This window comes from Streptomyces sp. enrichment culture, from assembly GCF_964273255.1.
GTDB lineage: Bacteria > Actinomycetota > Actinomycetes > Streptomycetales > Streptomycetaceae > Streptomyces.
Map to the genome: position 1 here is coordinate 1,738,613 of NZ_OZ186835.1, position 19,285 is coordinate 1,757,897.

The 19,285-nt window shown below is 71.9% G+C and carries 12 protein-coding genes; 4 read left to right on the forward strand and 8 right to left on the reverse strand.

Going from position 1 to position 19,285, the window contains the following annotated elements:
- Nucleotides 1-11: 11 nt before the first annotated feature.
- Together ACSU53_RS07395 and ACSU53_RS07400 are read right to left on the reverse strand one after the other, a co-directional pair.
- Complete coding sequence (locus ACSU53_RS07395) at nt 12-671, reverse strand: histidine phosphatase family protein (RefSeq protein WP_437025762.1); 660 nt, start codon at nt 669-671, stop codon at nt 12-14.
- Nucleotides 672-790: 119 nt separating this feature from the next.
- Nucleotides 791-1,396, reverse strand: coding sequence for a YdbC family protein (locus tag ACSU53_RS07400; protein ID WP_437025764.1), 606 nt, complete (start codon nt 1,394-1,396; stop codon nt 791-793).
- A 167-nt stretch (nt 1,397-1,563) separates the two neighbouring features.
- Between ACSU53_RS07400 and ACSU53_RS07405 the strand changes: the two genes are divergently transcribed.
- On the forward strand, nt 1,564-2,094 hold the full coding sequence (locus tag ACSU53_RS07405; RefSeq protein WP_437033066.1) for a TerD family protein: 531 nt from the start codon (nt 1,564-1,566) through the stop codon (nt 2,092-2,094).
- Nucleotides 2,095-2,563: 469 nt separating this feature from the next.
- Here the strand turns inward: ACSU53_RS07405 and ACSU53_RS07410 are convergent, their stop codons facing one another.
- Complete coding sequence (locus ACSU53_RS07410) at nt 2,564-5,464, reverse strand: vitamin B12-dependent ribonucleotide reductase (RefSeq protein ID WP_437025766.1); 2,901 nt, start codon at nt 5,462-5,464, stop codon at nt 2,564-2,566.
- Between the two features lie 163 nt (nt 5,465-5,627).
- A complete protein-coding gene (nrdR, locus tag ACSU53_RS07415) occupies nt 5,628-6,203 on the reverse strand; it encodes a transcriptional regulator NrdR (protein ID WP_437025768.1) in 576 nt (191 codons plus the stop codon).
- 653 nt (nt 6,204-6,856) lie between these two features.
- Between nrdR and lexA the strand changes: the two genes are divergently transcribed.
- Complete coding sequence (gene lexA / locus ACSU53_RS07420) at nt 6,857-7,636, forward strand: transcriptional repressor LexA (RefSeq protein WP_437025770.1); 780 nt, start codon at nt 6,857-6,859, stop codon at nt 7,634-7,636.
- 325 nt (nt 7,637-7,961) lie between these two features.
- Here lexA and ACSU53_RS07425 read toward each other — a convergent pair whose 3' ends face one another.
- Nucleotides 7,962-10,007, reverse strand: coding sequence for an ATP-dependent DNA helicase (locus tag ACSU53_RS07425; RefSeq protein WP_437025772.1), 2,046 nt, complete (start codon nt 10,005-10,007; stop codon nt 7,962-7,964).
- Between the two features lie 455 nt (nt 10,008-10,462).
- On the opposite strand from ACSU53_RS07425, the gene ACSU53_RS07430 reads away from it, so the two are divergent.
- Both ACSU53_RS07430 and ACSU53_RS07435 read left to right on the forward strand, forming a co-directional pair.
- The gene (locus ACSU53_RS07430; protein ID WP_437025774.1) at nt 10,463-11,683 is read left to right on the forward strand and encodes a trypsin-like serine peptidase; all 1,221 of its coding nucleotides are present in this window, start codon (nt 10,463-10,465) and stop codon (nt 11,681-11,683) included.
- Nucleotides 11,684-12,056: 373 nt separating this feature from the next.
- Nucleotides 12,057-13,292, forward strand: coding sequence for a trypsin-like serine peptidase (locus ACSU53_RS07435; protein ID WP_437025775.1), 1,236 nt, complete (start codon nt 12,057-12,059; stop codon nt 13,290-13,292).
- A gap of 73 nt (nt 13,293-13,365) precedes the next feature.
- On the opposite strand, the gene hflX is transcribed toward ACSU53_RS07435, so the two are convergent.
- The 3 genes from hflX to ACSU53_RS07450 all read right to left on the reverse strand — a co-directional run bounded on the left by hflX (nt 13,366) and on the right by ACSU53_RS07450 (nt 19,163).
- Complete coding sequence (hflX, locus tag ACSU53_RS07440) at nt 13,366-14,859, reverse strand: GTPase HflX (protein ID WP_437025777.1); 1,494 nt, start codon at nt 14,857-14,859, stop codon at nt 13,366-13,368.
- 228 nt (nt 14,860-15,087) lie between these two features.
- On the reverse strand, nt 15,088-16,608 hold the full coding sequence (locus tag ACSU53_RS07445; protein ID WP_437025779.1) for a M1 family metallopeptidase: 1,521 nt from the start codon (nt 16,606-16,608) through the stop codon (nt 15,088-15,090).
- Nucleotides 16,609-16,994: 386 nt separating this feature from the next.
- Nucleotides 16,995-19,163, reverse strand: coding sequence for a RelA/SpoT family protein (locus tag ACSU53_RS07450; protein ID WP_437025782.1), 2,169 nt, complete (start codon nt 19,161-19,163; stop codon nt 16,995-16,997).
- Nucleotides 19,164-19,285: the final 122 nt, after the last annotated feature.

Consider the following 19,285-nt stretch of genomic DNA (forward strand, 5'->3'; position numbering starts at 1 on the left):
GCCCAGCCACCTTATCCAGTGATCCCGTACGGCTCCGGGTCCCGCCACCGCTCGAAGGGCCGATCGAGGGTGTACTTGCCGTTCTCCCCCAGAACGAGCATGCGCATCTCGGCGTTCCTGGGGTTCGACAGCGACTCGAACTCCGCCACCGTCCAGTGGAACCAGCGCATGCAGAACAGCCGCATCGCGAGGCCGTGCGTCACGATCAGGACGTTCGGGGGGTGGTGAGGGTCCTCGAAACTGCGCCACAGGCTCTCCAGGAAGCCGCCGACCCGGTCGTAGACGTCGGCACCGGACTCGCCCTGGGCGAAGCGGTAGTAGAAGTGGCCGTAGGCGTCCCGGTACGCCTTCTGCAGGCGCACGTCGTCATGGTTCTGCCAGTTGCCCCAGTCCTGTTCTCGCAGTCGCGGTTCCTCCCGCACGCGTATCAGCGAGGGGTCGAGTTCGAAGGCGCTCAACGTCTGGTGCGTGCGCCGGTACGGGGAGACGTACACGCTGACCCGCTCACCGCCGAAGACGTCGCGCAAGCGCTTGCCCGTCTCCCGCGCCTGCCTCCGGCCCCTCTCGGTGAGGGCCAGCGCGTGGTCGGGTTCGCGCTCGTAGACGGTGTCGTCAACATTGCCCGTTGATTCACCGTGCCGGACAAGGACGATGCGCCGTGGTCGTGCCATGCTCAAGACCCTAGATCGGGTGACGCCCGGACGAGCACCCGAAGGGACGTCATACCGCACAGGTCACACACTTCCTGCACGACGGACCACACCGGGACGCCTCCGGGAGCCTGCGGGCGTCATACCGTCCAGGTCGGTTCCATGTCCACGACAGCACCGGTGAGGGCCGCGACATCGGCCTCCGTCTGCGCCCGCAGGGCCAGCCGCTCCACCCGCTCGGTGCGGTACTTGCCGTGCTCGGCGGCCGACCGCCACATCGACAGCACCATGAACTCGTTGCCCGGAGCCTGACCGAACATCCCGCGGATCATGCCGGGCGATCCGGCCATGGCCGGGTTCCACACCTTCTCCTGCATCAGCACGTAGTGCTCCGCGCGCTCCTCGTGGACGCGGCACAGGGCCACCCGCAGCAGGTCGGCGTCGGTGAAACGCGGCTCGAAGCCGGTCTTCACGTCGAACCGGTGGTCGAAGAGCCTGACCTGAGCGTCCTTGAACGTGCCGGACTGGGCCGTGGCGAGCCGGTCGTGGGAGCGGGCCATGAAGGAGTCGTAGAAGGCACGGCTCTCCCAGAACGAGAACACGTGCGCCACATCCGGCCGGCCCCGGCTCCAGCCCCCGCCCTGCCCGCGAAACCCCGGCTCCCCCAGAAGCCCCGCCCACTTCCGCTGCCCCCGCTCGAACCCGCGGCGGTCCACCACGGTGCAGCGAATCCACTTGACCAGCACCGCGCCATGGTAAGGCCCGCACACGTGGCGCCGGTCACCCTCGGACGGACTGCCGTGCGGCACACCCTTGCCTGCGCGTGGCAGGATGGACAACCCACCGCGCCCGCCCGGCGGTTGGGGACGCGCATCGGTCGGCGGGCGGCACGGTCAGGGGGAAGGGGAGAGTGGTGCACGACCTCAACAAGGGCTTCGGCAGGATCGAGATCTCGCTGAAGTGGGACCCCAGTCCGGCGGGACGGCCCGCCACCGATCTGGACATCGTCGCCGCCCCCTATCCGGCGAGCGACCCGTACGGCGACCCCGCCTACGTGGTGAGCTTCGACAGCCGCTCCCCCGACGGCACCATCACCCTGAACCGGGACAGCACGGACGGTCTGGGTCTCGGCTTCGACGAGGTCATGACCGTGGAACTGGACCGGATGCACGAGCGGTACGCGCGGGTGCTCGTCGGGGTGGTCATCCAGCAGCACAGCCCTCTGACCTTCGCCGGGGTCGCCCGGCCCGGCCTGCGCATCCGCGAGGGGTACGACGTCCTCTCGGAGAGCGACTTCTCCACCGTGCCCCGTGCCACGGCGGCCGTGGTCGCCGAGTTCCGGCGGGAGGGCACCGGCCCCTGGCAGGCCGACTTCGCCCTCCGGGGGTTCGAGGAGGACCCGACGACCTTCACCCGCGTCATGGGAGCGGCCCGCAGGACCTGACACCGCCGGCGGGGCCGCCCGGACCGCGGGAGCGTCGGCGTCCGGGGGCTGAGGTGATTCACCCGGCTCCCGGCCTCCGGGGCACGGCGGGCCTGGGGCAGATCCGGAAGGGCGGCCTCCGGACACGGCCCGCTCTCCCGGGCGGTCGGTGCCCCGGTACGACTGGCGTCGGCCCCGGACACGGAGGGCACCCGGTGCGACCGCTGCCCGTCGGAGCGGCTTCCTTCCGCGGGGCGGAGCGGCGTTCCTGCCTCCGCCCGTCCCCCGGCCGGCCTCACCCGCGGCACCGGTTCGGGCGTCGCCCGCCACGCCCCGGTGCCCGCACACGCATGTCGCCAGGGCTTCTGCCCCGCCAGCGAACTGCGCACTGCGAACCGGCCGATGCCTTCCACACGTGCCAGGGCGGTGCAGCCGTGAGATCGGCTGCACCGCCCTGAACCGTCACATCACGCCCTGAGGGCGCTCGGGGTCAGCTGCACCCGCTGGTCGAGCCGCAGCCCTCGCAGATGTAGCAGGAACCGGCTCGCTGCATCTTGGTGCCGCAGGAGAAGCACAGCGGGGCGTCGGCCTGGATGCCCAGCTGCATCTCCACCAGCTCGGCGCTGGTGTGGGCCTGCTGCGGGGCCGGCTTGGCCGCCTCGGCCTCGGCCTTCGGCAGGGCCACCGACTTCAGCTCCTGGGCGCGCGGGGCCGACTGGGCCAGACCCTCGACGTCGACCTCGTCGTCGTCCAGGGACTGCTCGTAGGACCCCGTCTCCAGGTGGCGCTGGCGCTCCTCGGCGGAGTGGATGCCGAGGGCGGAGCGGGTCTCGAAGGGCAGGAAGTCCAGCGCCAGGCGGCGGAAGATGTAGTCGACGATCGACTGCGCCATCCGCACGTCCGGGTCGTCCGTCATGCCGGCCGGCTCGAAGCGCATGTTGGTGAACTTCGAGACGTACGTCTCCAGCGGCACGCCGTACTGGAGGCCCACCGAGACGGCGATGGAGAAGGCGTCCATCATGCCCGCGAGGGTCGAGCCCTGCTTGGACATCTTCAGGAAGACCTCGCCGAGACCGTCGTCCGGGTAGGAGTTGGCGGTCATGTAGCCCTCGGCGCCACCGACGGTGAACGAGGTGGTGATGCCGGGGCGGCCCTTGGGCAGACGCTTGCGGACCGGGCGGTACTCGACGACCTTCTCGACCGCGGCGCGGATCGTCTCCTCGGCCTTCTCGGTGACCTCGGCCTTCTCCTGCTCCTTCTTCTTGGCGGAGAGCGGCTGGCCGACCTTGCAGTTGTCGCGGTAGATCGCGAGGGCCTTGACGCCGAGCTTCCAGGCCTCGTAGTAGATCTCCTCGACCTCCTCGACGGTCGCCGACTCCGGCATGTTGACCGTCTTGGAGATGGCACCGGAGATCCACGGCTGGATCGCCGCCATCATGCGCACGTGGCCCATCGGGGAGATGGCGCGCTCGCCCATCGCGCAGTCGAACACCTCATAGTGCTCCTGCTTGAGACCGGGGGCGTCGATCACATTGCCGTGCTCGGCGATGTGGGCGACGATCGCCTCGATCTGCTCCTCCTGGTAGCCCAGGCGGCGCAGGGCCTGCGGGACGGTGCCGTTGACGATCTGCATCGAGCCGCCGCCGACCAGCTTCTTGAACTTGACCAGCGCGAGGTCCGGCTCGACACCGGTGGTGTCGCAGGACATCGCCAGGCCGATGGTGCCGGTGGGGGCGAGCACGGAGGCCTGGGAGTTGCGGAAGCCGTTCTTCTCGCCGAGGCGCAGGACGTCCTGCCAGGCCTCGGTCGCCGCGGCCCACACCGGGGTGTCCAGGTCGTCCATGCGCAGGGCCGCGCCGTTGGCGTCGGCGTGCTGCTTCATGACGCGCTGGTGGGCGTCGGCGTTGCGGGCGTAGCCGTCGTACGGGCCGACGATCGCGGCGAGTTCCGCGGAACGGCGGTAGGCGGTTCCGGTCATCAGGGAGGTGATGGAGCCGGCCAGGGAACGGCCGCCGTCGGAGTCGTAGGCGTGGCCGGTGGCCATCAGCAGGGCGCCGAGGTTGGCGTAGCCGATGCCGAGCTGACGGAAGGCGCGGGTGTTCTCGCCGATCTTCTGGGTCGGGAAGTCCGCGAAGCAGATCGAGATGTCCATCGCGGTGATGACCAGCTCGACGACCTTCTGGAAGCGCTCGGTCTCGAAGGACTGGTTGCCCTTGCCGTCGTCCTTGAGGAACTTCATCAGGTTCAGCGAGGCCAGGTTGCAGGACGTGTTGTCCAGGTGCATGTACTCGCTGCACGGGTTCGACGCGGTGATCCGGCCGGACTCGGGGCAGGTGTGCCAGTTGTTGATCGTGTCGTCGTACTGGATGCCGGGGTCGGCGCAGGCCCAGGCGGCCTCGGCGATCTTGCGGAAGAGGTGCTTGGCGTCGACGTCCTCGATGACCTCGCCGGTCATCCGGGCGCGCAGGCCGAAGCGGCCGCCCTCCTCGACCGCCTTCATGAACTCGTCGTTCACGCGGACCGAGTTGTTGGCGTTCTGGTACTGGACGGAGGCGATGTCGTCGCCGCCCAGGTCCATGTCGAAGCCCGCGTCGCGCAGGACGCGGATCTTCTCCTCCTCCTTGACCTTCGTCTCGATGAAGTCCTCGATGTCCGGGTGGTCCACGTCGAGAACGACCATCTTGGCCGCGCGGCGGGTGGCGCCGCCGGACTTGATGGTGCCGGCGGAGGCGTCGGCACCGCGCATGAAGGAGACCGGGCCGGAGGCGTTGCCGCCGGAGGACAGCAGTTCCTTGGAGGAGCGGATCCGGGAGAGGTTCAGGCCGGCGCCGGAACCGCCCTTGAAGATCATGCCCTCTTCCTTGTACCAGTCGAGGATCGACTCCATGGAGTCGTCGACGGACAGGATGAAGCAGGCGGACACCTGCTGGGGCTGCGGGGTGCCCACGTTGAACCAGACGGGGCTGTTGAAGCTGAAGATCTGGTGCAGGAGGGCGTACGCCAGTTCGTGCTCGAAGATCTCGGCGTCGGCGGGCGAGGCGAAGTACTTGTGGTCCTCACCGGCCTTCCGGTACGTCTTCACGATCCGGTCGATCAGCTGCTTCAGGCTGGTCTCGCGCTGCGGCGTGCCCACGGCACCGCGGAAGTACTTGCTGGTGACGATGTTGACCGCGTTCACCGACCAGAATTCGGGGAACTCCACGCCGCGCTGCTCGAAGTTCACCGAGCCGTCGCGCCAGTTGGTCATCACGACGTCACGGCGCTCCCAGGCCACCTCGTCGTACGGGTGGACGCCGGGGGTGGTGTGAACGCGCTCGACCCGCAGCCCCTTGCCGGTCTTGCCGCCCTTGGCGCGGGAACTCCGTGCCGGACCGCTCGCCGTCTCTGTCATGCCGCCTCCCTGTACGGGCGAAAACGCCCTGAAGTGCCCCGATGTTCCCGTGGCACGGTGTTCTGTCTGGTGCTGCGGGCACCACTCGCCTCGCCCGCAGCCGCTTCTTTCCCCGCCGCCGGCCGGCCCGTCCGGTCCGGGTCCCCCGGGCCCGGCCCTGCTGTCAGCCGGCGGCGTGGGCGGGTTCGTGGACCTGACCGGTCCCGCCGGACCCGCTGTCGTTCTCCCGGCTCCCCGCGACCGCCCCCTCGCGGTCACCGCCGCCTTCCCCGTCCCCACCGTCTGTGTGGGGGTGCTCCGCCTGCCTGAGCTCCGCGATCGCCGCCTCGAAGTCCTCGAGCGAGTCGAAGGCCCGGTAGACGGAGGCGAACCGCAGGTAGGCGACGAGGTCGAGTTCCTGCAACGGGCCGAGTATGGCCAGCCCCACGTCGTGGGTGGTCAGCTCGGCGCTTCCCGTGGCCCGCACCGCCTCCTCGACCCGCTGGCCGAGCTGGGCCAGCGCGTCCTCGGTGACCGGCCGTCCTTGGCACGCCTTGCGCACGCCGTTGATGACCTTGGTGCGGCTGAAGGGTTCGGTGACCCCGGACCGCTTGACCACCATGAGCGAGCACGTCTCCACGGTCGTGAAACGACGGGAGCAGTCGGGGCACTGGCGGCGCCTGCGGATCGACGTGCCGTCGTCCGTCGTACGGCTGTCGACGACACGGCTGTCGGGGTGCCTGCAGAAGGGGCAGTGCATGAAATCCCAACCCTCCTCACAGCAGACTCAATGGCCTCGCCGGGCCACTCGGGCCCCACGAAGCAGCACCAGCATAGGCGATCTCCGAGCCCCGGAAGACCCGGGGGACCACAACTTCTGGGCTGCTTGAGCAATCCAACCACTAGATGTGGGGATTGGCTCATACATACACGCCGTGCACGTGCGTCGCTTTCCGCCCTCACGCCAGCACCCGTGTGCCCGCTGTCGCGCTCCGCACACCGGGGGACGCGGCGCGGCTGCGGAGCCCGGCGCCACGGCCTCGGCGGGACGCTCGCGGCGCTCCCGGACGCGGCCCGGGAGAGGCCCGTACCCGGGCCGGGGAAGACCGGTGAGGCACCCGGGAGCTCACGACCGGACGCGCGGGGCTCGCGGAGGACGGGGCCGCTTCCCGGAAGGCCGGGGGCCGGATGGCAGACTGGGCCCGCACCGGACGGGGTCACCGCACCGGCCGCGAGAGTACACCAATGATCCCGTTTGTCCGACCGGCGTCCGACAGGCAGCGCGGCAGCCAATACACCTCGACCCGAGATCGCGCGCCACAATTCGCGATTTTTCACTCGAACGTGTGTTTGGCGCAACCTTTCGAAAGCTACTACCGTTGTGCTGCAGGGAGACCATCGAGAGGGGCCGACGTGACCACCACCGCAGACAGTGCCACCATCACTGCCCAGGACCGCCCCCAGGGCCGGCCCGAGCCGGTGCAGGTGATGAACGAAGCCGCGAGTCCCGAGACGCACAAGCGCTCCCTGCCGGGCCGACCTCCCGGCATCCGGGCGGACAGCTCCGGGCTCACCGACCGCCAGCGCCGGGTGATCGAAGTCATCCGGGACTCCGTGCAGCGGCGGGGCTACCCGCCGTCCATGCGGGAGATCGGCCAGGCGGTCGGCCTCTCCAGCACCTCCTCGGTGGCACACCAGCTGATGGCACTGGAGCGCAAGGGCTTCCTGCGCCGCGACCCGCACCGCCCGCGCGCCTACGAGGTCCGTGGCTCCGACCAGGCGGCCTCCGTCCAGCCCACGGACACCACCGGCAAGCCCGCGGCCTCGTACGTGCCGCTGGTCGGCCGCATCGCCGCCGGTGGCCCGATCCTCGCCGAGGAGTCGGTCGAGGACGTGTTCCCCCTCCCGCGCCAGCTCGTCGGTGACGGAGAGCTGTTCGTCCTCAAGGTCGTCGGCGACTCCATGATCGAGGCCGCGATCTGCGACGGCGACTGGGTCACGGTCCGGCGCCAGCCCGTGGCGGAGAACGGCGACATCGTCGCCGCGATGCTCGACGGCGAGGCCACCGTCAAGCGCTTCAAGCGCGAGGACGGCCACGTCTGGCTGCTCCCCCACAACGCGGCCTACGAGCCGATCCCCGGCGACGACGCGACCATCCTCGGCAAGGTGGTGGCCGTCCTGCGGCGCGTCTGAGCCCGCGTGGGGCCGCCTCGACCGCCGCCCCGCCCCCGACCGGGCCCCGGGACCCCTGCGCCGGTTCCGGGGTCCTGCTCTGTCCAAGGCGAAGCCAGAAGCCGGAGTCCGGTCGCTGCGCCCGGAGTCCGAGTCCGGTGCCGTCGTCGCGGGCCGTCATCAAGCGTCCTCGGGGGCCGCGTCCCGGTGTGCTCCGGGACAGGACCTGTGGAGACGCCGACGGCGGACCGCCCCCGGTGCCCGGGCGCCCCCGCATCGCGGGTTAGCCTGTCGCGGCCGCGACAGGCTAACCCGCGATCACCGCACGTCCGCCCCCCGCCCCCGGCTACGCCTCGTCGCTGCCGGACTCGGCCTCCGCCCGCCGGGCCGCCGCGTCGATCGCGGCGAGCGACTTCCTGACCTGATTCCGGTCCGTGGTGTACCAGAAGTCGGGCAGGGAGGCCTTCAGGTAGCTGCCGTAGCGCGCCGTCGCCAGCCGCTGGTCCAGCACCGCCACGACACCGCGGTCGCCCGAGGCCCGGACCAGCCGGCCCGCCCCCTGGGCCATCAGGAGCGCGGCGTGGGTCGCCGCCACCGCCATGAAGCCGTTGCCGCCGGCCTCCTCCACGGCCTTCTGGCGTGCGCTCATCAACGGGTCGTCCGGACGCGGGAACGGGATCTTGTCCATCACCACGAGCTGGCAGCTCGGTCCCGGCACGTCGACGCCCTGCCAGAGCGACAGCGTGCCGAAGAGGCAGGTCCGGGGATCGGCCGCGAAGTTCTTGATCAGCTCGCCGAGCGTCTCCTCGCCCTGCAGGAGGATCGGGAACTCGGGGATGCGGGAGCGCAGCTCCTCGGCGGCCAGCTGAGCGGCCCGCATCGAGGAGAACAGTCCGAGCGTGCGGCCGCCCGCCGCCTGGATCAGTTCGGTGAGCTCGTCCAGCATGTCGGCCCGGTCGCCGTCGCGGGCCGGGCGCGCCAGGTGCCGGGCGACGTACAGGATGCCCTGCCGGGGATAGTCGAACGGCGAACCGACGTCGACGCCCTTCCACTCCGGCAGGTCCTCGCCGGAACTGCCCTCGGGCCCCAGGCCCAGGGAGGCCGCCACCCCGTTGAAGTCGCCCCCCAGCTTCAGCGTGGCGGAGGTGAGGATCACGGAACGCTCGGTGAAGAGCTTCTCGCGCAGCAGACCGGAGACGGACATCGGTGCGACGCGCAGCGAGGCGCCGCCGGGCCGGTAGGCGCTCCCGCCGCGGGACTCGTTGCGTTCGTACCAGACGACGTCCCACTCGGAGCCGTTGGTGATCCGCTCCGCCACGTCGTGCACGCTCTCCACCGAGGCCAGCGCCTGCTTGCGGACCGCGTCCTCGTCCTGGACGGACTTGTCGCGGGTGCCGCCGATCGCGGAGATCACCGTGCGGCAGGCGTCGCGCAGCGCCATCAGCGCGTAGCCGAGGTCCTCGGGGATCTCCTCGAGCCGGCCGGGGAGGGCGAGCTCCATCAGCCGCTCGAAGCCCTCGGCGGCGGTCTGGAGCTGGTCGGCGGCCTTCTCGTTGACCAGTTTGGCGGCACGGCGCACGGCCCGGTTCACCTGGCCGGGGGTGAGCTCACCGGTGGCGACACCGGTCACCCGGGACACCAGTTCGTGGGCCTCGTCGACGATCAGCACCTCGTGCTTCGGCAGCACCGGGGCGCCCTCGATCGCGTCGATGGCGAGCAGGGCGTGGTTGGTGACCACCACCTCGGCCAGCTTGGCGCGCTCCCGGGCCATCTCGGCGAAGCACTCCGCCCCGTAGGCGCACTTGGTGGCGCCCAGGCACTCCCGGGACGACACCGACACCTGCGACCAGGCCCGGTCGGACACACCCGGCGTGAGGTCGTCGCGGTCGCCGGTCTCCGTGTCGTCGGACCAGTCGCGCAGCCGCAGCAGGTCCTGGCCCAGTTTGCTGGTCGGCGCGGCGGCCTCGAACTGGTCGAAGAGGCCCTCCTCCTCGTCCTGCGGCATGCCCTCGTGGAGCCGGTGCAGGCAGAGGTAGTTCGACCGGCCCTTCAGCATCGCGAACTCGGGGCGGCGGCGCAGCAGCGGGTGCAGTGCCTCCACCGTGCGGGGCAGGTCCCGCTCCACCAGCTGCCGCTGCAGGGCCAGGGTGGCCGTCGCGACCACCACTCTCCCCCAGCCCTCGGCCGACGGGGTCCCCATGCCGTGCGCGAGCGCGGGCACCAGGTACCCCAGTGACTTTCCGGTTCCGGTGCCGGCCTGGACCAGCAGATGGGAGCCGTCGTCGATCGCCTCGGCGACGGATTCGGCCATGGTCACCTGACCGGGGCGCTCCGTGCCGCCGACGGCGGTGACGGCGGCATGCAGGAGTTCGGGGAGTGAGGGCTTCGTCATAGCGCGACCACCCTACGGCCCGGCACTGACAACGGGCGATCACGCCGTCCGGGCCAGGCGACCGGGCCGGCCTCCGCCTCCCGGACCGGCCGCTGCCTCCCGGACCGGCCACCGTTCCCGGAGCGCGCCGGACCGGACGGACCGCACGGGATCGCGCCGGACCAGGGCGGAGCCCGCCGGTCCGCGCCGGCCCGCCGGTTCGTCCGCACCCGCTGCGGACACGGACGACGCTCGGCACCCCCTGGCTCAACCCGTGAGACGGTACGGCGGTCACGCGTTGCCTCAAGATCCCTGCCGTGACGGAACCGTTGCCGTTCCGTCGGATGTCCCCCACAGCAACCGCATAGTGTGTGGTGCCGTTCCCAGGACCGTGAGTTCGGCCAGGACTCGTTCGGGTCCGGGGCCGGGGGCACGGCCACTGCGCCACGTTCGTCCACACCAGGGGGAGTCAGATCATGCGATCCACACGGCCGTCGTTCACCGTCCGCTCAGGGGGGAGGCCGCGCCGCAGAACCTCCCCCGTCCTGACCGCCGTGGCGCTCGCCTCGGCGCTCGCGCTCACCGCCACCGCCTGCGACTCGGGGGACGCCGACGCGAGCGCCGAACCGTCGGCGACCGCCGCGGCCGACGACGGCAAGCTGCGGATCCCGGACGACATCCGGGACAAGCTGAAGGAACACGGGATCGACATCGACAAGTGGCGGGACGGCGCCTGGAAGGACTGGAGCAAGGACGACTGGCTGCGCGAGGCCAACGAGTTCATCAACCCGATCATCGAGGACCTGTGGGACCCGGACCGCATGCGGGACGCGGAGGAGCCGGACCAGGGCGTCGACGAGAGCGACATCGACGGTGACCAGGGCGTCACCGACCCCACGCCGAAGCCGGTGCAGGCGGAGGCGGTGCCGCCGTCGTACCACGCCAACGCCCCCACGGCGGGCAAGGTGTTCTTCGACTCGCCCGAGGGCACCATGGTGTGCTCGGCGACGGTCGTGAAGGACCCGGCCAACCCGGGCAGGTCCAACATGGTGTGGACCGCCGGCCACTGCGTGCACGCGGGCAAGAAGGGCGGCTGGTACCGCAACATCGCCTTCGTGCCGTCGTACAACGACTCGGGCATGTCCACCAAGGAGCTGGAGGGCGCGGCCGAGGAGGAGGTCGCTCCCTACGGTGTCTGGTGGGGCGACTGGGCGCAGACCTCGGACCAGTGGATCGAGCAGGGCGGTTCCACGGGCGGTGACGGTGCCGCGCACGACTTCGCCGTGATCCATGTGACGCCGGAGAAGGGCGGCAACGGCAAGTCGCTGGAGGAGACGGTCGGTTCGGCACTGCCGGTCGACTTCGACGCCCCGGCGGTGCCGGAGATGAAGAGCGTGACGGCGATCGGCTACCCGGCCGCGCCGCCGTACGACGGCCAGACGCTGTACCGCTGTGCGGACCGGCCGGGCCGGCTGTCCATCGCCGCCTCGGATCCGACGATGTACCGCATCGGGTGCAGCATGACCGCCGGTTCGTCGGGGGGCGGCTGGATCGCCAACGGCTCGGACGGCAAGCCCGCGCTGGTCTCCAACACGTCCATCGGTCCGGTGACGTCGGGCTGGCTGGCCGGTCCGCGGCTGGGTGACGAGGCCAAGGGCGTGTACGACGCGGTCAGCGAGAAGTTCGCCGGGCAGTGACCCGGCTCCCCGGGCCCGCCTGCGCGTCGGCACGCGGGCCCGGGCCATGAGAGGGCCCAGGCCGCGGGACCGGCACGGTGGTCCGAACGAACCGGGGGCCATAGGGGCCTCGCCCGGCGCCCGGGAGCGCGGCACGGCGTACGCGGCAGCGGCAGCGGCCCGTGCCGCGCTCGGGGGCGCGCACCGCGCGGCGCGCACACGCACACACACGCACCCATCCAACGAAGCCGGGCCGGCCACGCGCCCGCCCGGCACCGCAGGTCATCGGTTCCAACGGGGGGGTCACCACATCATGAGGTCAATCCGTCCATCCACGTCCCGTCAGTCCACGTCCCGGCAGTCCACGTCCCGCCGATCCATGTCCCGCCGATCCATGTCCCGTCCACCCGGAGCCGGCTCCTCGCCCGCCTCCGCGTCCGCGGCTCGCCGGCCGGGACGGCGCCGCACCGTCCTCGCCGCCACCGGGCTCCTCGCCGTCCTGGCGCTGACCGGGACCGCGTGCGGCGGCTCCTCCGGGAACGAGGTGGGCGGCAGGCAGGCGTCGGGCGCGTCCCGGGCGGCGGACGACGCCGACGGCAAGGTCTCCCTCCCGTCCGACCTCACGGACCGGCTGGAGGAGCACGGCATCGACGTCGACCGGTGGACGGACGGCGGCTGGAAGGACTGGGACCGGGACACCTGGCTCAGCGAGGCCGAGGACTTCGTCAACCCGGTGATCGAGGGTCTGTGGAAGCCGGAGCGGATGCGCTCCGCCGAGGAGGCCGACAAGACCGTCTCGACGAAGGACGCACGGGCGGCGGCGGGGGTCAGCGACCCGGAACCCGCGCCGGTGCGCGCGGAGGCCGAGAGGACGCCGTACCACGACCACGCCGCTCCCGTCGGCAAGGTCTTCTTCGACTCCCCCGACGGTCCGAGCGTCTGTTCCGGCACGGTCGTCAAGGACGTGAACCGCCCCGGGAAGTCCAACCTGGTGTGGACGGCCGGGCACTGCGTGCACGCCGGTGCCGACGGCGGCTGGTACCGGAACCTGGTCTTCGTCCCGGCGTACAACGACCTCGGCAAGCCCGGCGGTGAACTCACCGACGCCGCCTCGGCGGAGATCGCGCCCTACGGCAACTGGTGGGCCGACTGGGCGTCGACGTCCAACGGGTGGATCCAGGGCGGTTCGGAGTCGGGGGGCGCCGGGGCGCCGTACGACTATGCGGTGCTGCACGTGAAGCCGGAGCAGGGCGGCGAGTCCCTGGAGGAGACCGTCGGCGCCGCGCTGGAGGTGGACTTCTCCGCCCCCTCGGCCGCCGAGGCGGGCCGGATGGGCGCGTGGGGCTACCCGGCGGCGGCGCCCTACGACGGGCTGCGGATGTTCAAGTGCCTGGACACGCCCGGCCGGTTCTCCCTCGCCGCGAACCTGCCGACGATGTACCGGATCGGCTGCACGATGACCGGCGGCTCCTCGGGCGGCGGGTGGTTCCGGGTCCGCGACGGCAGGACGGTCCTGGTCTCCAACACCTCGATCGGTCCGACCGACCACACCTGGCTCGCGGGCCCGCTGCTCGGCCGGGACGCCGAGGCGCTGTACCAGAACATGAGCCGGACGTACGGCGGCCGGTGATCCCTGCCGCACCCACGGCGAAGGCCCGCCCCTGCCGGAGCAGGGGCGGGCCTCCTCGTACGAGGCGGCTGGATCAGCCGGCCGGACTCGGTACGTACGGCGCCAGTTCGGCGGCGAGTTCCTCGTGCACCCGCAGTTTGAGCAGCGTGCCCTCCGGGGTGTGTTCCTCGGAGATCACCTCGCCCTCGTCGTGCGCGCGGGCCACCAGCTTGCCGTGGGTGTACGGGACGAGCACCTCGGTCTCCACCGACGGGCGGGGCAGCTCCTGGTCGATGTACGCCAGCAGTTGTTCGATGCCCTGGCCGGTGCGGGCCGAGACCGCGATGGAGCGCTTCTCCATGCGCAGCAGCCGCTGGAGGGTGAGCGGATCGGCGGCGTCCGCCTTGTTGATCACCACGATCTCGGGCACATCGGTGGCTCCGACGTCCCGGATCACCTCGCGCACGGCCGCCAGCTGCTCCTCGGGCGCCGGGTGCGAGCCGTCCACCACGTGCAGGATCAGGTCGGAGTCGCCGACCTCCTCCATGGTGGAGCGGAAGGCCTCGACCAGGTGGTGCGGCAGGTGCCGTACGAAGCCGACGGTGTCCGCCAGCGTGTACAGCCGGCCGCTCGGGGTCTCGGCCCGGCGCACGGTCGGGTCGAGCGTCGCGAACAGCTGGTTCTCCACCAGCACGCCCGCGCCCGTGAGACGGTTGAGCAGGGAGGACTTGCCGGCGTTGGTGTAGCCGGCGATGGCGACCGAGGGCACCTTGTGACGCTTGCGCTCCTGCCGCTTGATCTCGCGGCCGGTCTTCATCTCCGCGATCTCCCGGCGCATCTTCGCCATCTTCTCGCGGATGCGCCGCCGGTCGGTCTCGATCTTGGTCTCACCGGGACCACGGGTGGCGAGGCCGCCGCCCTTGCCGCCGCCCATCTGCCGGGACAGCGACTGACCCCAGCCGCGCAGGCGCGGCAGCATGTACTGCATCTGCGCGAGCGAGACCTGCGCCTTGCCCTCACGGGACTTGGCGTGCTGGGCGAAGATGTCGAGGATCAGCGCCGTGCGGTCGATGACCTTGACCTTGACGACGTCCTCGAGGTGGATGAGCTGGCCCGGGCTGAGCTCACCGTCGCAGATGACGGTGTCCGCGCCCGTCTCGAGCACGATGTCGCGCAGCTGCTCGGCCTTGCCGGAGCCGATGTAGGTGGACGCGTCGGGCTTGTCGCGGCGCTGGATCACGCCGTCGAGCACCAGGGCGCCGGCCGTCTCGGCGAGGGCGGCGAGTTCCGCGAGGGAGTTCTCCGCCTCCCGGGCGGTGCCGGTCGTCCACACGCCGACGAGGACCACCCGCTCCAGACGGAGCTGCCGGTACTCGACCTCGGTGACGTCCTCGAGTTCGGTGGACAGGCTCGCGACGCGGCGCAGGGCCGCGCGCTCGGTGCGGTCGAACTGGTCGCCGTCCCGCTCTCCGTCGATCTCGAAGCTCCAGGCGACGTCCTCTTCCATCAGGGCATCGGCCCGAAGTCCCTCGGGGTGGCTCTGCGTGCGGCGCTGGGTGTCCTGGGAAGGGGAAGAAGAGGAGGTCATTGGATCCTTACGTAGATGGGAAGCCGTCTGCGGCGACGCCCGGCGACCGGATGGCCTCCGGAGTTCCGGGGCTCCGGCTGCGAGACGCGTGCACGGAACGTGTTCCGTCACTGTTCACAACGCACGGGTACCCCGTGGGATTCCCGGTGTGCCCCGCCGTGCCGTCCCGATGATGGTCGCACGGAACGGCCCGTCTCGTCACCGTGTTATCGCCCGGTTCCGGCACGGTCAGCGCGCGCCGGCGGCGGCACGCGTCCCGGACGTCCAGTCGGGGTGCCCGGGCATCGGCGGTGTCTTCTCGCCGTACAGCCAGGGGTGCAGGAACGCGGTGAGGTCGCGTCCAGCGGTCTCGGAGGCGAGCCGGACGAAGTCGGCCGTGGTGGCGTTGCCGTCCCGGTGGCGGCCGACCCAGGTGCGTTGCAGGCGGTCGAAGGCGTCCCGCCCGATCTCCTGCCGCAGGGCGTAGAGCACCAGCGCGGCCCCGTCGTAGACGTTCGGCCGGAAGATGCCGATCTTGCGGCCGGTGTCCGGCGGCTCGGGGGCGGCAGGCGGTCCGCCGGCGGTGCGCCACCGGTCGGACGCCTCGTAGGCGGCCTTCATCCGGGCCTGCATCGACCGTCCCGCCTTCTCCTCGGTGTAGAGGGCCTCGTACCAGGTGGCGTGTCCCTCGCCGAGCCAGAGGTCGGACCAGGTGCCGGGGCTGACGCTGTTGCCGAACCACTGGTGGGCCAGCTCGTGCACCATGATCGACTCGACGTACCACTCCGGGTAGGCCGGGTCCGTGAAGAGGTCCCGCTCGAAGAGGGAGAGGGTCTGGGTCTCGAGTGCGAAGCCGGTCGAGGCGTCGGCCAGGAGCACCCCGTACGTCTCGAAGGGGTAGCGGCCGACCCGGTCCTCCATCCAGGCGATCTGCCCGGGGGTCTTCGCCAGCCACGGTTCGAGCCTCTCGCGCTGCCCGGCGGGCACCACGTCCCGCAGGGGCAGTCCATGGGGGCCGTCGCGGTGGACCACGGCGGACCGGCCGATGGACACCTGGGCGAGTTCGGTCGCCATGGGGTGCCGGGTCCGGTAGGTCCAGGTGGTCTCGCCCCCGGCGCGGTCGACGTGGGTGCGCAGACCGTTGGCGACCGCGGTGTGACCGTCGGGGGCGGTGATCCGGAAGGTGAACAGCGCCTTGTCGGAGGGATGGTCGTTGCAGGGGAACACCAGGTGCGCGGCGTCGGCCTGGTTGGCCATCGCGAGACCGTCCGCGGTGCGCACCCAGCCCCCCTCGCGGTCTCCCGGGCTCACCGGATCGCTGGTGTGCCGCACGGTGATGCGGGTCCACTCGCCCCGCTCCAGCCCGTCCTCGGGGGTGATCACCAGGTCCTCGCCGGCGCCGGTGAAGGCGGCGGGTTCGCCGTCCACGTCCACGGAGTGGACGGTTCCGTGGGCGAAGTCGAGGTTGATCCGGTCGAGGTCCGCGGTGGTCCGGGCGTCGATGGTGGTGACCGCCCGCAGCGGCGCGTCGTTGCGGCCGGAGTAGTCCAGCCGCAGGTCGTACGACGCCACGTCGTAGCCGGGGTTGCCGAGGTGGGGGAAGAGGCGGTCGCCGACGCCCAGCGGGACGGCCGGGGCGCTCGCCGCGACCAGGCAGACGGAGACGGCCGAGGCCAGCAGCGCGGCGGCCGTGCGCCTCCGGCGGGAACGCGGGGCGGCGATGGGCAGGACGCGGCCGTGGGCGGCCCGGTGGGCGGGGGTGAGCGGCATGCCCCACGGCTATCAGCGTGCGCCCGCCCCGCGGCGACGGCGCGCTTCCCACGCACCCGATCGGGTGCGTGGACGGGACGACGTCCCGCGGCGGGCCGGGGCCCGGCCCCCGAGCGGGCAGGCGTCGGGGGCGTCCGCCTACCGGGAGCGGGTGACGGTCCGCCGCCCCAGGCCGGGGCTCGGTCCGCACGAAGGGCGAGGGGCGACAGGCGGCAGGCGACAGGCGAGGGGCGAAGGGCGGATGCCGTAGGGCCGCACGGGCGGCTTCGGCGGCCCGTCCGCATCCCGGCGCACGGAAGCACTGCGCCGCGCTCACGTCACGGAAGCACCTGCGCCGCGCTCACGTCACCGGAGCGCGCCCCGGGGGCGGGTGCCCCGGGGCGGTCTCAGGCCCCCGAGGGCTGCGGCTGGGCGCGGCTGACGTCGTAGACCCCGGCGACGTTGCGCATGGCACGCATCAGGGCGGGCAGGTGGGCGGCGTCCGGCAGGTGCACGGTGTAGGTGTGCCGCACCTGCTGCTGGGTGGGTGGTTCGACGGTCGCGGAGACGATCTCGGCGCCCTCGACGGCCATGGCCTCCGTGAGGTCGGCGAGCAGGTGGGGCCGGACGAACGATTCGGCGACCAGGGTCACCCGGCATTCGGCGCCCTCGCCCCAGCGCACGCCGACCTCCTCGCGCCCCGCCCCCTTCATGCGGGTGACGGCGGCGCACTCGGCCCGGTGCACGGTGACCACGCCGCCGCGTACGGCGAAGCCGGTGATCTCGTCCGGCGGGACGGGTGTGCAGCAGCGGGCGAGCCGTACCGCCGTGGCGGGGCGGTCGGCCAGGACCTCGGCGTGCGCCGCCGGGGGGCGGTCCGCCGACTCCCCGGCGGGAGGCGCCGGGGCGGGTTCGGCCGCGCCGGGCCGGGCGGGGCGGGCCGGATGCTCGGTCCTGGTGCCGCTCTCCTCGGCGGGGCGGGCGGCCAGCCGGCGCTGGATGGCGATCCGCGCGGCGGGGGTCTGGGCGTGGTCGAGCCATGCCCGGGACGGTTCGGACGCGGGGTCCTGGCCCATCAGCAGCTGCACCGTGTCGCCGTCCTTCAGCACGGTGCCGAGGGTGGCGAGGCGGCCGTTGACCCGGGCTCCGATGCACGCGTGGGCGTCCTCGCCGTACTGCGCGTACGCGGCGTCCACGCAGGTGGCGCCCTCGGGCAGGCCGAGGGCGCCGCCGTCGGGGCGGAAGACGGTGATCTCCCGGTCCTGGGACAGGTCCTCGCGCAGGGTGGACCAGAAGGTGTCGGGGTCGGGGGCGGCCCGCTGCCAGTCCAGCAGGCGGGAGAGCCAGCCGGGGCGGGTCGGGTCCGCGCGTTCGCCGTCCGGCGCCGACTGCTCCTCCGGGGGCGCCGCGTAGGGGTTGCCCAGGGCGACGACTCCGGCCTCGGCCACCTTGTGCATCTGATGCGTGCGGATGAGGACCTCGACGACCTGGCCGTCCTCCCGGGCGACGGCGGTGTGCAGCGACTGGTACAGGTTGAACTTGGGGACGGCGATGAAGTCCTTGAACTCCGAGACCACCGGCGTCATGCAGGTGTGCAGTTCGCCCAGCACGCCGTAGCAGTCGGCGTCCTCGCCGACCAGGACGAGGACGCGGCCGAAGTCGGCGCCGCGCAGCCGGCCGCGTTTGCGGGACACCCGGTGCACGGAGAGGAAGTGGCGGGGCCGGATGAGCACCTCGGCGGTGATGTCCGCCTCCCGGAGCACCGCGCGGACGTCGTCGGCGACCTCGGCGAGGGGGTCGTCCGTACGGTCCGCGTTGGCCAGGATCAGCCGACGGGTGTGCTCGTACTCCTCGGGGTGCAGGATGGCGAAGGCCAGGTCCTCGAGTTCCGTCTTCAGCGCCTGCACGCCGAGCCGTTCGGCCAGCGGGATGAGCACGTCCCGGGTGACCTTGGCGATGCGTTCCTGCTTCGCGGGACGCATCACGCCCAGGGTGCGCATGTTGTGCAGCCGGTCGGCGAGTTTGATCGACATCACGCGCACGTCGTTGCCCGTGGCGACCAGCATCTTGCGGAACGTCTCGGGCTCGGCCGCGGCGCCGTAGTCGACCTTCTCCAGCTTGGTGACGCCGTCGACGAGGTAGCGGACCTCCTCGCCGAACTGCTCGCGCACCTGATCCAGCGTCACATCGGTGTCCTCGACGGTGTCGTGGAGCAGCGAGGCGGTCAACGTGGTGGTCTCGGCACCGAGTTCGGCGAGGATCAGGGTCACCGCGAGCGGATGGGTGATGTACGGCTCGCCGCTCTTGCGCATCTGGCCGCGGTGCGAGGACTCCGCCAGGAGGTAGGCGCGGCGCAGCGGGTCGAGGTCGGCGTCGGGGTGGTGCTGGCGGTGGGCCTCGACCACGTGGCCGATGGCGTCGGGGAGCCGCCCCCGGGCGGCGGGGCCGAGGAGCGCGGCGCGGCCCAGCCGGCGCAGGTCGAGCCGGGGGCGGGTCTTCCTGCGTGCGCCCGCCGGTGTGTCGTGACCCGCTGTCGCGCCACCCGGCATCGCGGGATCGACGGCCTCGGCATTCATGGGCACCTCCGGCTGCGTGGACCGGCGGACGGGGCGTCCCAGGGCGGACTCGGGCTCGGGGGACGCTGCGCGTCCTTCCGTCCGGGCCGGTGCTTGATGCTACCGAGCCCAGCATGCGCGAC

Coding starts and splice junctions, on each gene's coding strand:
- ACSU53_RS07395 (WP_437025762.1), bottom strand. CDS start 671: ATGGCACGACCACGGCGCATCGTCCTTGTCCGGCACGGTGAATCAACG.
- ACSU53_RS07425 (WP_437025772.1), bottom strand. CDS start 10,007: ATGACGAAGCCCTCACTCCCCGAACTCCTGCATGCCGCCGTCACCGCC.
- ACSU53_RS07445 (WP_437025779.1), bottom strand. CDS start 16,608: ATGCCGCTCACCCCCGCCCACCGGGCCGCCCACGGCCGCGTCCTGCCC.
- ACSU53_RS07410 (WP_437025766.1), bottom strand. CDS start 5,464: ATGACAGAGACGGCGAGCGGTCCGGCACGGAGTTCCCGCGCCAAGGGC.
- nrdR (WP_437025768.1), bottom strand. CDS start 6,203: ATGCACTGCCCCTTCTGCAGGCACCCCGACAGCCGTGTCGTCGACAGC.
- hflX (WP_437025777.1), bottom strand. CDS start 14,859: ATGACCTCCTCTTCTTCCCCTTCCCAGGACACCCAGCGCCGCACGCAG.
- ACSU53_RS07430 (WP_437025774.1), top strand. CDS start 10,463: ATGCGATCCACACGGCCGTCGTTCACCGTCCGCTCAGGGGGGAGGCCG.
- ACSU53_RS07435 (WP_437025775.1), top strand. CDS start 12,057: ATGTCCCGTCCACCCGGAGCCGGCTCCTCGCCCGCCTCCGCGTCCGCG.
- ACSU53_RS07450 (WP_437025782.1), bottom strand. CDS start 19,163: ATGAATGCCGAGGCCGTCGATCCCGCGATGCCGGGTGGCGCGACAGCG.